A 13,908-nucleotide genomic window follows, 5' to 3' on the forward strand; every position below is an offset into this window, starting at 1 on the left:
TGGCCAGAATAGCACCCGAATGCGATGAATCGCACGTTTTTTTTGAGTGGTGTTGCGCAGCCTAAACATAAACGCAAGCTCAAAAAACACGTAAAAGAACGAAAATATTTTGCGAAGCAGATCGTTAGCTTCAGATTATGTGGTGAAATAAACCCTGTGTTGCGGTACTCTTCTGGCTGCAAAAATGCCATTTCTTATCAGAAACTGGGTACGTATCGTTAACAGACTTATAATGAGAGAAAATGAACAGTCTGCGACACGATGGACAAAAACAAACGCGTAACGGAACTTATTGATGAATAGACCCTCTAACCTCGTGCTTGCTCACATTGCAGTGTTTTTAGAGTGGCGTTTCGATAACGCGTGGAATTTAGGTTTGGGGAGACATTACCTCGGATGAGCGAGCAGTTAACGGACCAGGTCCTGGTTGAACGGGTCCAGAAGGGAGATCAGAAAGCCTTTAACTTACTGGTAGTGCGCTACCAGCATAAAGTGGCGAGTCTGGTGTCCCGCTACGTGCCGTCAGGAGACGTTCCTGATGTGGTACAAGAGTCTTTTATAAAGGCCTATCGTGCGCTGGATTCTTTCCGGGGAGATAGTGCTTTTTACACGTGGCTGTATCGTATTGCAGTCAATACAGCAAAGAATTATCTGGTCGCTCAGGGCCGTCGTCCGCCGTCTAGTGATGTGGATGCCATTGACGCTGAAAACTTCGAAAGCGGCGGCGCGTTGAAAGAAATTTCGAACCCTGAGAACTTAATGTTGTCAGAAGAACTGAGACAAATCGTTTTTCGCACGATCGAGGCACTCCCGGAAGATTTACGCATGGCAATTACCTTGCGGGAGCTTGATGGACTGAGCTATGAAGAGATAGCGGCCATCATGGATTGTCCGGTCGGAACGGTTCGTTCGCGAATCTTCCGTGCGCGAGAAGCTATTGATAATAAAGTTCAACCGCTTATCAGGCGTTGACGATAGCGGGATACTGGAAAAGGTATTAGGCATGCAGAAAGAAAAACTTTCCGCTTTAATGGATGGTGAAACGCTGGACAGTGAGCTGCTCAACGAGCTCTCTCACTCTCCCGAGATGCAAAAGACCTGGGAGAGTTACCATCTCATCCGCGACTCTATGCGCGGTGATACGGGCGATGTTCTCCATTTCGATATCTCTGCCCGCGTAATGGCGGCAATTGAGAACGAGCCTGTACATCAGACCACTCCGCTGATTCCTGAAGCCCAACCTGCGCCGCATCAATGGCAGAAGATGCCATTCTGGAAAAAAGTGCGTCCGTGGGCCAGTCAACTCACCCAAATGGGTGTGGCTGCATGCGTATCGCTTGCAGTTATCGTTGGCGTCCAGCACTATAACGGTCAATCAGAAGCTAACCAGCAGCCTGAAGCGCCAGTGTTCAACACACTGCCGATGATGGGTAAAGCAAGTCCGGTTAGTTTGGGTGTGCCAGCCGCCGATGCATCAGTCAGCCCGGGCCAGCAACAGCAGGTTCAGGAACAGCGTCGTCGCATTAATGCGATGCTGCAGGACTATGAGTTGCAGCGTCGTCTGCACTCTGAGCAGCTCCAGTTTGAGCAGGCACAGACCCAGCAGGCTGGTGTGCAAGTGCCAGGAAACCAAACTTTAGGAACGCAATCGCAGTAATGAAGCAACTTTGGTGCGCCATGTCCTTAGTGGCGGGTAGCCTGTTCTTCTCTGCCAACGCCTCGGCTGATTTATCGTCCGGGGCGTTGTTGCAGCAGATGAATATGGCGAGCCAGTCACTCAACTACGAGTTGGCCTTTATCAGTATCAACAAGCAGGGTGTAGAGTCGTTACGCTACCGCCATGCCCGACTTGATAACCAGCCGCTCGCCCAGCTTTTACAACTCGACGGCCCGCGCCGTGAAGTTGTTCAGCGCGGCAATGAAATCAGCTATTTCGAGCCAGGCCTTGAGCCGTTTACGCTCAATGGCGATTACATTGTCGATTCGCTTCCGGCTCTCATCTATACCGATTTTAAACGTCTGTCCCCTTACTACGATTTCATCTCCGTTGGCCGTACGCGTATCGCGGACCGGCTGTGCGAAGTGATTCGCGTCGTGGCGAGAGATGGCACGCGTTACAGCTACATCGTGTGGATGGATGCGGAAAGCAAGCTCCCTATGCGCGTCGATCTGCTCGATCGTGACGGCGAAACGCTGGAACAGTTCCGCGTCATCTCCTTCACGGTGGATGGTCAGGTGGGCAACAGCATGCAGAATCTGGCGAAAGCGAGCCTTCCGCCGCTGCTGTCAGTGCCCGCGGGCGATACGGTGAATTTCAACTGGGTGCCATCCTGGATCCCGCAAGGGTTCAGCGAAATCTCCAGCAGCCGTCGCCAGCTGCCGACCATTGAAACGCCGGTTGAGTCTCGTCTCTATTCTGATGGCCTGTTCAGCTTCTCGGTGAATATCAACCGTGCGACGGCAAACAGCAGCGATCAAATGCTGCGCACTGGCCGTCGGACCGTGAGCACCACTGTGCGCGACAACGCCGAGATCACCATTGTGGGTGAACTTCCCCCGCAAACGGCGAAGCGCATTGCTGACAGCATTAAATTCAGGACCGCACAATGATTAAAGAATGGGCCACCGTGGTCTCCTGGCAAAATGGCGTCGCGCTGGTGAGCTGTGACGTGAAAGCGTCTTGCAACAGCTGCGCCTCCCGCGCGGGGTGCGGCAGTCGCGTGCTTAATAAGTTAGGGCCGCAGACATCACACACGATCTCTGTGCCGAGCGAACAGCCGTTGACCGTCGGTCAAAAGGTCGAGCTGGGCATTGCCGAAGGCAGTCTGTTGGGTTCCGCGATGCTGGTGTATCTCTCGCCGCTGGTGGGCTTGTTTGTGGTGGCCGGAATTTTCCAGATGCTGTTTGGCACCGATCTCGCGGCGATGAGCGGCGGAGCACTCGGTGGCGTGGGCGGTTTTATGCTGGCGCGCGGGTTTTCTCAGAAGCTCGCACAGAAAGAAGCCTGGCAGCCCATTATCCTCAGCGTGGGGCTCCCGCCGGACATGCTTCGCGTTGAAACGCTTTCTTCAGAAGCCCGGTAATTCATCGGGCTTTATCTTTATTTACATCCCTGAAAAGAAAACGTCCTTCCTTGACGCTATGCTTGGCTTGAAGAGCATTTCCTGGTGACGAAGATGTAGTGTAGAATGCTGCGTTTTCGCACTGAAAAACGTCAGGCTAAGAACAGCGGCCTCCAGGAATTCGTAAGGCATAATTATTTAACTATATGAAGAACATACGTAACTTTTCGATCATTGCTCACATTGACCACGGTAAGTCGACGCTGTCTGACCGTATTATCCAGATTTGCGGTGGCCTGTCTGATCGTGAAATGGAAGCCCAGGTACTGGACTCCATGGACCTGGAACGCGAACGTGGTATTACCATCAAAGCGCAGAGCGTGACGCTCGACTACAAAGCCCTTGATGGTGAAACCTATCAACTGAATTTCATCGACACCCCAGGCCACGTTGACTTCTCCTATGAAGTTTCTCGTTCGCTGGCGGCCTGCGAAGGCGCGCTGCTGGTGGTCGATGCCGGGCAGGGCGTAGAAGCTCAGACCCTGGCGAACTGCTACACCGCGATGGAAATGGATCTCGAAGTGGTGCCGGTTCTGAACAAAATCGACCTGCCCGCCGCCGATCCTGAGCGCGTAGCGGAAGAGATTGAAGACATCGTCGGTATTGATGCCGCTGATGCCGTGCGCTGCTCCGCGAAAACCGGTGTCGGTGTACCTGATGTGCTGGAACGCCTGGTGCGTGATATCCCGGCACCAGAAGGTGACGCAGATGCGCCGCTGCAGGCACTGATCATCGACTCCTGGTTCGATAACTACCTTGGCGTTGTCTCCCTGGTCCGTATTAAAAACGGCACCATGCGTAAAGGCGACAAAATCAAAGTGATGAGCACCGGCCAGGTGTACAACGCTGACCGTCTGGGCATCTTCACGCCGAAACAGGTTGACCGTACCGAACTGAAATGCGGCGAAGTAGGCTGGCTGGTATGTGCGATCAAAGACATTCTGGGCGCGCCTGTGGGCGATACCCTGACTCAGGCACGTAATCCAGCGGACAAAGCGCTCCCGGGCTTCAAAAAAGTGAAGCCACAGGTTTATGCGGGTCTGTTCCCGGTCAGCTCTGACGATTATGAAAACTTCCGTGACGCGCTCGGCAAGCTGAGCCTGAACGATGCTTCCCTGTTCTATGAACCAGAAAGCTCTACCGCGCTGGGCTTCGGCTTCCGCTGTGGCTTCCTGGGTCTGCTGCACATGGAGATCATTCAGGAACGTCTGGAGCGTGAATACGATCTGGATCTGATCACCACGGCACCGACCGTAGTGTATGAAGTTCAGACCACCAGCAAAGAGGTTATCTATGTCGACAGCCCGTCCAAGCTGCCGCCACTGAACAACATTGAAGAGCTGCGTGAGCCAATCGCGGAATGTCACATGCTGCTGCCGCAGGAGTTCCTCGGCAACGTCATTACGCTCTGTATCGAGAAGCGTGGCGTGCAGACCAACATGGTTTACCACGGTAACCAGGTGGCGCTGACCTATGAAATCCCGATGGCGGAAGTGGTGCTCGACTTCTTCGACCGTCTGAAGTCCACCTCTCGTGGCTATGCGTCACTGGACTACAACTTCAAACGTTTCCAGGCGTCCAACATGGTGCGTGTGGATGTGCTGATCAACGGCGATCGCGTGGATGCGCTGGCGCTGATCACCCACAACGATAACGCCCCGTACCGGGGCCGCGAACTGGTCGAGAAAATGAAAGAGCTGATCCCGCGTCAGCAATTTGATATCGCGATCCAGGCTGCCATTGGCAACCACATTATTGCCCGCTCAACGGTGAAACAGCTGCGTAAAAACGTCCTGGCGAAATGCTACGGCGGTGACGTTAGCCGTAAGAAGAAACTGTTGCAGAAACAGAAAGATGGTAAGAAACGTATGAAGCAGGTCGGTAACGTCGAACTGCCGCAGGAAGCGTTCCTGGCCATTCTGCACGTGGGCAAAGACGGAAAATAATCCTTAAGGAGTTGGCATGGCGAACATGTTTGCCCTGATCCTGGTCATTGCGACCCTGGTGACGGGGCTGTTGTGGTGTCTGGATAAGTTTATCTTTGCTCCGAAACGTCGCGAACGTCAGTCTGTGACGGGTGAACAGCTGGATGCGAAAACCCTGAAGAAAGTCGGCCCGAAACCGGGCTGGCTGGAAACCGGTGCTTCCGTCTTCCCGGTGCTGGCGATTGTTCTGGTGGTCCGTTCGTTTATCTATGAACCTTTCCAGATCCCGTCCGGTTCGATGATGCCAACGCTTCTGATTGGCGATTTTATTCTAGTCGAGAAATTTGCCTACGGCATTAAAGATCCGATCTACCAGAAAACGCTCATCGAAACCGGTCATCCTAAACGCGGCGATATCGTGGTCTTCAAATACCCGGAAGATCCGCGTCTGGACTACATCAAACGTGCCGTCGGCTTGCCGGGCGACAAAGTGAGCTACGATCCTGTGGCGAAAGAAGTGACCGTTCAGCCTGGCTGTAGCTCCGGTACGGCGTGTGAAAACGCGCTGCCGATCACCTACTCCAACGTTGAGCCAAGCGACTTCGTGCAGACCTTTGCCCGTCGTAACGGCGGGGAAGCGACCAGCGGTTTCTTCCAGCTGCCGAAAGGCGAAACCAAAGAGAACGGGATCCGTCTGGTTGAGCGTAAAGAGACCTTGGGCGACGTGACGCACCGTATTTTGACCGTGCCGATCGCGCAGGATCAGCTGGGTATGTACTACCAGCAGCCAGGCCAGCAGCTCGCCACCTGGATTGTTCCGCCAGGACATTACTTCATGATGGGTGATAACCGCGATAACTCCGCGGACAGCCGTTACTGGGGCTTTGTTCCGGAAGCCAATCTGGTCGGTAAAGCGACCGCAATCTGGATGAGCTTCGAGAAGCAGGAAGGGGAGTGGCCGACCGGCGTTCGTCTGAATCGCATCGGCGCAATCCATTAATTCCTGATATTTGCACACGTAACCCTCTTAAATGAGGGTTACGTGAATTATTTAAGAGATAATCTCTCCTGGCTAACGACATACCCTGTCGTTGTGTATAGAATATTCCCCCGAAGTTTAAGGTTGGCGCTGACTCAGTGCCACGGCACACGAAACCGCGTTGGTCTTATCAGGTCGGTTTCGTGTGCTGCATTTTTGACGCATTCATTTACTGGTATCGCATGAACCCCATCGTAATTAATCGGCTTCAACGGAAGCTGGGCTACACTTTTCAGCATCAGGAGTTGTTGCAACAGGCATTAACCCACCGCAGTGCCAGCAGCAAACACAATGAGCGCCTCGAGTTTCTGGGTGACTCCATTTTAAGTTACGTGATCGCCAATGCGCTTTATCACCGCTTCCCTCGTGTGGATGAAGGTGATATGAGCCGTATGCGCGCCACGCTGGTGCGCGGCAATACGCTTGCCGAAATTGCACGTGAGTTTGAACTGGGCGAATGCCTGCGACTCGGGCCGGGTGAACTGAAAAGCGGTGGTTTTCGCCGTGAATCTATCCTCGCGGATACTGTCGAAGCATTAATCGGTGGTGTTTTCCTCGACAGCGATATTCAGACGGTTGAGCAACTCATTCTGAACTGGTATCAAACGCGTCTGGACGAAATTAGCCCGGGCGATAAACAAAAAGATCCTAAGACTCGTTTGCAGGAATATCTGCAGGGTCGCCACCTTCCTCTGCCATCCTATCTGGTGGTGCAGGTTCGCGGCGAAGCACACGATCAGGAATTTACCATCCATTGCCAGGTTAGCGGCCTGAGTGAACCGGTGGTTGGCACAGGTTCAAGCCGTCGTAAGGCGGAACAGGCTGCCGCCGAACAGGCGTTAAAAATGCTGGAGCTGGAATGAGCGAAGAAAAGAGTTACTGCGGTTTTGTTGCCATCGTCGGACGTCCGAACGTTGGCAAATCAACGCTGCTGAATAATCTGCTTGGGCAGAAAATTTCTATTACGTCCCGTAAGGCGCAAACCACGCGTCACCGTATCGTCGGTATTCACACCGAAGGCCCGTATCAGGCGATTTACGTCGATACCCCAGGCCTGCATATGGAAGAGAAGCGCGCGATCAACCGCCTGATGAACAAAGCGGCGAGCAGCTCCATCGGTGATGTGGAACTGATCATCTTTGTGGTCGAAGGCACCCGCTGGACGCCGGACGACGAGATGGTGCTGAACAAACTGCGCGACGGCAAATCGCCGGTTATTCTTGCGGTCAACAAAGTTGACAACGTGCAGGAAAAAGCCGATCTGCTGCCGCACCTGCAGTTCCTGGCAAGCCAGATGAACTTCCTCGACATCGTGCCGCTGTCCGCGGAAACGGGCATGAACGTCGACACCATCGCCGGTATCGTGCGTAAACATCTCCCGGAAGCGATTCATCACTTCCCGGAAGATTACATCACCGACCGTTCCCAGCGCTTTATGGCTTCTGAAATCATCCGTGAAAAACTGATGCGTTTCCTCGGAGCCGAACTGCCGTACTCCGTGACCGTGGAAATCGAACGTTTCCAGACGAACGAGCGCGGCGGTTACGACATCAACGGGCTGATCCTCGTTGAGCGTGAAGGTCAGAAGAAGATGGTGATCGGCAACAAAGGCGCCAAAATCAAAACCATCGGCATCGAAGCGCGTAAAGACATGCAGGAGATGTTCGAAGCACCGGTTCACCTGGAGCTGTGGGTGAAGGTGAAATCCGGCTGGGCTGATGACGAGCGCGCATTGCGTAGTCTCGGTTACGGCGACGACGTATAAGACAACGAACATGACTGAAGGCTGGCAGCGCGCATTCGTCTTGCACAGCTGTCCGTGGAGCGAAACCAGCCTGATGCTGGACGTCTTCACGGAAGAATCGGGTCGCGTGCGCCTTGTCGCAAAAGGCGCACGTTCCAAACGCTCTAATCTGAAGGGCGCGTTACAACCCTTCACTCCGCTGCTGGTTCGCTTTGGTGGACGCGGCGAAGTCAAAACCCTGCGCAGTGCCGAAGCCGTCTCCCTGGCGCTTCCTCTGTCGGGCATCACGCTCTATAGCGGTCTGTACGTCAACGAACTCATCTCCCGCGTCCTTGAACACGAAACCCGCTTCTCTGAACTCTTTTTCGATTATCTCCACTGCATCCAGGCGCTGGCTGGCGCAACGGGCACGCCCGAACCCGCATTACGTCGCTTTGAGCTGGCGCTGCTCGGCCATCTTGGCTACGGCGTGGATTTTCTCCATTGCGCGGGGAGCGGCGAATCCGTGGATGACGCCATGACCTACCGCTATCGGGAAGAGAAGGGGTTTATTGCCAGCGTGGTGATTGATAACGCGACGTTCACCGGGCGGCATCTCAGGGCGCTGTATGAACGAGAATTTCCTGACCAGGATACCTTACGCGCGGCAAAACGCTTTACCCGAATTGCCCTCAAGCCGTATCTTGGTGGTAAGCCTTTAAAGAGTCGCGAATTATTCAGGCAGTTTGTGCCAAAGCGTTAACGAACAATGAGAAAACCGAGGATTGTCATGGCTGAATTACTGTTAGGCGTCAACATCGATCACATTGCCACGCTGCGTAACGCGCGAGGCACTGCTTATCCTGATCCGGTTCAGGCGGCATTTATCGCCGAGCAGGCTGGCGCTGACGGCATTACCGTTCATCTGCGTGAAGACCGCCGCCATATCACCGATCGCGACGTTCGTATCCTGCGTCAGACGCTGGATACGCGTATGAATCTGGAGATGGCGGTGACGGAAGAGATGCTGGCGATCGCCTGCGAAACCCAGCCGCATTTCTGCTGCCTGGTGCCAGAGAAACGTCAGGAAGTGACTACCGAAGGCGGGCTGGATGTTGCCGGTCAGCGTGACAAAATGACCGATGCCTGCAAACGCCTCGCCGATGCGGGTATCCTGGTCTCCCTGTTTATTGACGCCGATTTCGAGCAGATCAAAGCCGCAGCCGACGTCGGTGCGCCGTACATCGAAATTCACACCGGCTGTTACGCGGACGCGAAAGATGAAGCCACCCAGGCCAAAGAGCTCGATCGTATTGCCAAAGCGGCCACCTACGCGGCGAGCCTCGGCCTGAAAGTTAACGCCGGTCACGGTCTGACCTATCACAACGTCAAAGCGATCGCTGAAATTCCGGAAATGCACGAGCTGAATATCGGCCATGCGATTATCGGGCGCGCAGTGATGAGCGGTCTGAAAGAGGCCGTTGCCGAAATGAAACGCCTGATGCTGGAAGCGCGTCAGTAATGGCGATTCTTGGCTTAGGTACGGACATCGTTGAAATTTCCCGCATCGAAGCGGTGATCGCCCGTAGCGGCGATCGCCTTGCCAGACGGGTGCTCAGCGACAACGAATGGGCCATCTGGGAAGCGCACCAACAGCCGGTGCGTTTTCTGGCGAAGCGCTTTGCGGTCAAAGAAGCCGCCGCAAAAGCGTTCGGCACCGGGATTCGTAATGGACTGGCGTTTAATCAGTTTGAAGTGTTTAACGATGAGCTGGGAAAACCCCGTCTGCGGTTATGGGGCGAGGCGCAAAAACTGGCTGAAAAACTCGGTGTGAATCACATGCACGTTACGCTGGCAGACGAACGTCACTACGCCTGCGCCACGGTAATCATCGAAAGTTAGACTTTGTCCGCGTGGTGCATCAGCACGAACTTATCCCACAGCTGCTCTTCTGATTCGGCGTGCGCCGGATCTTTCAGAATAGTATTGGGGATCGGGCAGACTTTCTGGCAGGTCGGCGTTTCGTAATGGCCGATGCACTCGGTGCAGCGGTCGCTGTTAATCTCATAGATGCTGTCACCCATCGAAATGGCCTCATTAGGGCATTCGGGTTCGCACATATCGCAATTGATGCATTTTTTGGTGATTAACAGCGCCATCAGGAAAATCTCAGAAACATCACAAACAGGGCGGGCATTATACGCTCATTCCCTGTTCAGACCAGTTTTTTTACCAGCTCTTCACTGTGACGAATGCGCTCTGGCGCATGCTCAAGATCCTGCTGGACCAGCGCTACAAACAGCAAATCCGTCAGCATCATCTGCGCGCTGGTGGAGGAAATGGCCGCGCTGCGGGTGGCCTGCTCCTCGGCGATGGTATACAGGCATCGCGTAGCCCGTTGCTGCAGCGCATTCGGCGTAAAGCCGGTAATGGCGAGGATTTTCCCCCCAACGCGCAGCGCCTCGTCGGACGCCAGATTGATCTCGCGACGCTCCCCGGAGTAGGAGATGGCTAACAGCAGGTCGTCAGGCGTCATCGCCTGCACGGTAGAGAGCAGGGCGTGCATGTCCTGTTCAACCACCGCGTTATAGCCGATTTTGGTCAGCTTCCAGCCAAAGTTACGCGCCACCAGTCCGGATGCGCCAATGCCGGTCAAAATGATGCGCCGCGCGGCGCGCAGCATCCCCACGCTCTCCAGTAATTTCTCTTCACTGTTCACATCCAGCGTAGCGTGCATCGCCGTGACGTTTTCTTTGATCAGTTTTTCGCCGACCAGACGCATCGGATCGTCGCCGCGGATTTGGTTGTGCAGCGGCATAGACTGCGGATTCGGGTTGTTGACCAGCGCTTCGCTGATCGCCAGCTTCAGCGCCGGAAAACCTTTAAAACCAATCTTTTGGGCGAACTTTACCACGCTCGACTGACTCACACCGGCCTCGCTGGCCAGCTGCTGAGAACTCAGATGACGCGCACGATCGGGCTGCGCCAGCAGGAAGTCCGCCAGTTTTTTATCGCTCTGGGCAAAGCCCGCGTAACGCTGGCGAATACGAATTAAACAGTTCATACGCCTCCTGGCGAAATGTGATTGCTGCTGCAAAACAGAGTTTTGCTCGCCTGAATGAATTTTATATTCCATTATAGTACGGTTAATATGAATTAAAAATTCCTGAGGTACAAAAGATGAATCTTGGCTCACTCGTTTCCGAAACCCGTAATCCACAAACCATGGATCTCGACGCGCTCTCCACTCTCGACCTTGTTAACCGTTTTAATCAACAGGATACGCTGGTCGCGCTGGCAGTGAAAGAGACATTGCCCGAGGTGGCGAAAGCGGTCGATGCCGCCGCCGCCGCTCTGAAAGCCGGTGGACGCATTATTTACATGGGCGCGGGGACCAGCGGACGTCTCGGCGTGCTGGACGCCTCTGAATGCCCGCCAACCTTCGGCGTGCCGCATGGGCTGGTGGTCGGGCTGATTGCCGGGGGGCCTGGCGCGCTGCTTAAAGCGGTCGAAGGGGCCGAGGACGACAAACAGCTGGGGGCCGACGATCTTATCGCCATCAACCTGACCGAAAACGATCTGGTGGTTGGCCTGGCGGCCTCCGGGCGCACGCCTTATGTCATTGGTGGCCTGGAGTATGCGAACCAGTTGGGCTGCACGACGGTGGCCATCTCCTGTAATCCTGGTTCACCGATTGCTCAGGTGGCGGCCATAGCTATCTCGCCGGTCGTCGGACCGGAAGCCCTGACCGGCTCCACGCGCCTGAAATCAGGCACCGCGCAAAAACTGGTGCTGAACATGATCTCCACGGGCGCGATGGTCAAATTCGGCAAGGTCTACCAGAACCTGATGGTGGACATGAAAGCCACCAACATCAAGCTGGTGGACCGCGCCTGCCGCATGGTCGTTGAAGCCACCGGAGCCAGCCGTGAAGAGGCGGAAGCCGTTCTCCAGCAAACCGACCACGACGTTAAACCGGCCATTCTGATGATTCTGAGCGGACTGGACGCCACAGCGGCGCGAGCAAAACTGGAAGCCCATCAGGGATTCTTGCGCGCGGCATTACAAAACTAACACTGAGGCGTATATGGAAAAAACAGCAGCGCTCGCCAGCGACATCCTGCAGGGGATTGGCGGAGAGAAAAACATCCGCCGTCTCGAAAACTGCATGACGCGCGTGCGGGTCGAAGTTCAGGACGACGATCAGCTCGATCTGGCGCGTCTGAAAAAGCTCTCCGGCGTCAGCGGCTACGTGAAGCAGGGCGCACAGCACCAGCTGATCGTCGGACCGGGCAAAGCCGCGCAGGTCGTCGATGCGATGCGCGCCTTGATGACCGGGGAAAGCGCTGCAGCTTTAAGCGATGTCGATCGCAACAAAGCGCAGGCCAAAGCCAAATACAAAGCCCCAATGAGCGACGCGCTGCGCCAGCTGGCCAACGTCTTTATCCCCCTGATCCCGGCGTTTATCGCCTCGGGTCTGATTACCGGGATCATCAATATCCTCAAGCGCCCGGATATCGTCGGGGATTTTGCGACCCACTATCCAAATATGCTCGGCATTCTGGGCATATTCGGCAGCGCGGTGTTTGCCATCATGAACATTCTGGTGGGGGTCAACGCGGCGAAAGTCTACGGCGGTTCGATGGCGATGGGAGGCGTGATGGCGGGGATCCTCTCCAGCCCGCAGCTCGCGCAAATCACCCTGTTCGGCGAGGCGCTCCAGCCAGGCCGCGGCGGCGTCATCGCAGTGCTGCTGGTGGTGGCCCTGATGTGCTGGATCGAAAAACGGCTGCGCAACCTGCTGCCGGGCTCGATTGAACTGATCCTCAACCCGCTGCTGACCACGCTTATCACCGGTACGGTCGCCATTGTGGCGCTCCAGCCGCTGGGCGGCCTGATCTCCGAGGCGATTGCCCACGGCGCGACGATGGCTATCGATCGCGGCGGACTGTTGGTCGGCGCGGTACTGTCGGGGACTTTCCTGCCGCTGGTATTAACCGGGCTGCATCAGGGACTGGTGCCGATCCACGTTGAGCTGGTCCAGGCCCACGGGTATAACGCACTGCTGCCAATCCTGTCGATGGCGGGGATGGGGCAGGTCGGTGCTGCGGTCGCCATTCTGATGAAAACCCGTAACGAACGTCTGAAAAAAGTGATCAAAGGCGCGATGCCGGTTGGGTTGCTGGGCATCGGCGAGCCGCTGATTTTCGGCGTCACGCTGCCGCTCGGCAAGCCGTTCCTTGCCGCCTGTATCGGTGGCGCAGTGGGCGGCGCGTTGATCAGCTACTGGAAAGTGGCGACGGTTATCACCTTCGGGATCTCCGGATTACCGCTGGCATTAACCATCGTGACCGGAAAAGTCATGCTCTATCTGTTAGGCTGTTTAGTAGCAGTCATCGCCGGGTTCCTGATGACCTGGCTGTTAGGGTTCAACGATCCAGAGGAGTAAGGTTTGGTTAATCACGAGCGTCGCGTTGTCTTTTTCGATTTGGATGGAACGCTACATCAGCAGGATATGTTTGGCACATTTATGCGCTATCTGTTGCGTCGCCAGCCCCTGAACGCACTGCTCGTGCTGCCACTCCTGCCGGTTATCGGGATTGCGCTGCTGGTAAAAGGGCGCGCGGCGCGCTGGCCCATGAGTCTGCTGTTGTGGGGTTGCACCTTTGGTCACAGCGACGCGCGGCTTAAACAGCTTCAGCAGGATTTCGTCCACTGGTTTCGCGGTCACGTCACCGCGTTTCCGGTGGTTCAGGATCGCCTGACGCAATATCTCAACGCCAACGACGCCGATATCTGGCTGATTACCGGCTCGCCGCAGCCGCTGGTGGAGCAGGTCTATTTCGACACCCCCTGGCTGCCGCGCGTCAATCTGATTGCCACCCAGATGGGCCGCGCTTACGGCGGCTGGGTACTGACGCTGCGCTGTCTGGGCCATGAGAAAGTGGTGCAGCTCGAGAAGAAAATCGGCACGCCGCTGCGTCTTTACAGCGGCTACAGCGACAGCAAGCAGGATAACCCGCTGCTCTATTTCTGCCAGCACCGCTGGCGCGTCACGCCGTCGGGCGAACTTCAGCAACTGGAATAGTGTTAACCATA

17 protein-coding genes are annotated in these 13,908 nt (G+C 55.4%); 15 read left to right on the plus strand and 2 right to left on the minus strand.

All coding sequences use genetic code 11. The features are described from left to right. The first annotated feature begins 295 nt into the window (after positions 1-295). The 12 genes from rseD (at position 296) to acpS (ending at position 9,711) form a co-directional block, all read left to right on the plus strand. Positions 296-400 carry a rpoE leader peptide RseD gene (rseD, locus tag AC3WS9_RS05900; RefSeq protein ID WP_228483504.1) on the plus strand — a complete coding sequence of 35 codons (105 nt, stop codon included), beginning with the start codon at positions 296-298 and terminating at the stop codon, positions 398-400. Continuing rightward, a complete protein-coding gene (gene rpoE, locus AC3WS9_RS05905) occupies positions 397-972 on the plus strand; it encodes an RNA polymerase sigma factor RpoE (RefSeq protein ID WP_095282946.1) in 576 nt (191 codons plus the stop codon). The genes rseD and rpoE overlap by 4 nt, the downstream gene beginning before the upstream one ends. Positions 973-1,003: 31 nt before the next feature. After that, positions 1,004-1,657, plus strand: coding sequence for an anti-sigma-E factor RseA (gene rseA, locus AC3WS9_RS05910; protein ID WP_095282945.1), 654 nt, complete (start codon positions 1,004-1,006; stop codon positions 1,655-1,657). Continuing rightward, positions 1,657-2,610: a sigma-E factor regulatory protein RseB gene (rseB, locus tag AC3WS9_RS05915; RefSeq protein ID WP_282494152.1), complete on the plus strand. Its 954-nt coding sequence runs from the start codon at positions 1,657-1,659 to the stop codon at positions 2,608-2,610. Before rseA ends, rseB begins: the two co-directional genes overlap by 1 nt. Further along, entirely contained in the window at positions 2,607-3,083 is a 477-nt protein-coding gene (gene rseC, locus AC3WS9_RS05920) for a SoxR-reducing system protein RseC (RefSeq protein ID WP_282494153.1), read from the plus strand. The genes rseB and rseC overlap by 4 nt, the downstream gene beginning before the upstream one ends. 185 nt (positions 3,084-3,268) lie before the next feature. Continuing rightward, the gene (gene lepA / locus AC3WS9_RS05925) at positions 3,269-5,068 is read left to right on the plus strand and encodes a translation elongation factor 4 (protein WP_282494154.1); all 1,800 of its coding nucleotides are present in this window, start codon (positions 3,269-3,271) and stop codon (positions 5,066-5,068) included. Between the two features lie 16 nt (positions 5,069-5,084). Then, the gene (gene lepB / locus AC3WS9_RS05930) at positions 5,085-6,047 is read left to right on the plus strand and encodes a signal peptidase I (protein WP_282494155.1); all 963 of its coding nucleotides are present in this window, start codon (positions 5,085-5,087) and stop codon (positions 6,045-6,047) included. 221 nt (positions 6,048-6,268) lie between these two features. Next, a complete protein-coding gene (rnc, locus tag AC3WS9_RS05935) occupies positions 6,269-6,949 on the plus strand; it encodes a ribonuclease III (protein ID WP_095284345.1) in 681 nt (226 codons plus the stop codon). Further along, positions 6,946-7,851 (plus strand): GTPase Era, encoded by a 906-nt coding sequence (era, locus tag AC3WS9_RS05940; RefSeq protein WP_282494156.1) that lies wholly within the window; start codon positions 6,946-6,948, stop codon positions 7,849-7,851. The genes rnc and era overlap by 4 nt, the downstream gene beginning before the upstream one ends. A 10-nt stretch (positions 7,852-7,861) precedes the next feature. Beyond that, entirely contained in the window at positions 7,862-8,572 is a 711-nt protein-coding gene (gene recO, locus AC3WS9_RS05945) for a DNA repair protein RecO (protein ID WP_492487277.1), read from the plus strand. Between the two features lie 27 nt (positions 8,573-8,599). Further along, a complete protein-coding gene (gene pdxJ, locus AC3WS9_RS05950; RefSeq protein WP_285146916.1) occupies positions 8,600-9,331 on the plus strand; it encodes a pyridoxine 5'-phosphate synthase in 732 nt (243 codons plus the stop codon). Beyond that, entirely contained in the window at positions 9,331-9,711 is a 381-nt protein-coding gene (gene acpS, locus AC3WS9_RS05955; RefSeq protein WP_285146913.1) for a holo-ACP synthase, read from the plus strand. Before pdxJ ends, acpS begins: the two co-directional genes overlap by 1 nt. On the opposite strand, the gene AC3WS9_RS05960 is transcribed toward acpS, so the two are convergent. Next, on the minus strand, positions 9,708-9,968 hold the full coding sequence (locus AC3WS9_RS05960; protein ID WP_015960043.1) for a YfhL family 4Fe-4S dicluster ferredoxin: 261 nt from the start codon (positions 9,966-9,968) through the stop codon (positions 9,708-9,710). The two genes, acpS and AC3WS9_RS05960, sit on opposite strands and share 4 nt — an antisense overlap. Positions 9,969-10,024: 56 nt before the next feature. Then, positions 10,025-10,873 carry a MurR/RpiR family transcriptional regulator gene (locus AC3WS9_RS05965; RefSeq protein WP_285149774.1) on the minus strand — a complete coding sequence of 283 codons (849 nt, stop codon included), beginning with the start codon at positions 10,871-10,873 and terminating at the stop codon, positions 10,025-10,027. A gap of 116 nt (positions 10,874-10,989) precedes the next feature. On the opposite strand from AC3WS9_RS05965, the gene murQ reads away from it, so the two are divergent. Genes murQ through yfhb form a run of 3 tightly spaced genes read left to right on the plus strand, consistent with a single transcriptional unit; the run spans position 10,990 to position 13,897 of the window. Next, entirely contained in the window at positions 10,990-11,883 is an 894-nt protein-coding gene (gene murQ, locus AC3WS9_RS05970) for an N-acetylmuramic acid 6-phosphate etherase (RefSeq protein WP_282494162.1), read from the plus strand. A gap of 13 nt (positions 11,884-11,896) precedes the next feature. After that, entirely contained in the window at positions 11,897-13,258 is a 1,362-nt protein-coding gene (locus tag AC3WS9_RS05975; RefSeq protein WP_285146911.1) for a PTS transporter subunit EIIC, read from the plus strand. A gap of 3 nt (positions 13,259-13,261) precedes the next feature. After that, positions 13,262-13,897: a phosphatidylglycerophosphatase C gene (gene yfhb / locus AC3WS9_RS05980; protein ID WP_285146910.1), complete on the plus strand. Its 636-nt coding sequence runs from the start codon at positions 13,262-13,264 to the stop codon at positions 13,895-13,897. The last annotated feature ends 11 nt before the right edge of the window (positions 13,898-13,908 follow it).

The sequence above is a fragment of the Lelliottia sp. EB106-05-01-XG201 genome (genome assembly GCF_058791735.1).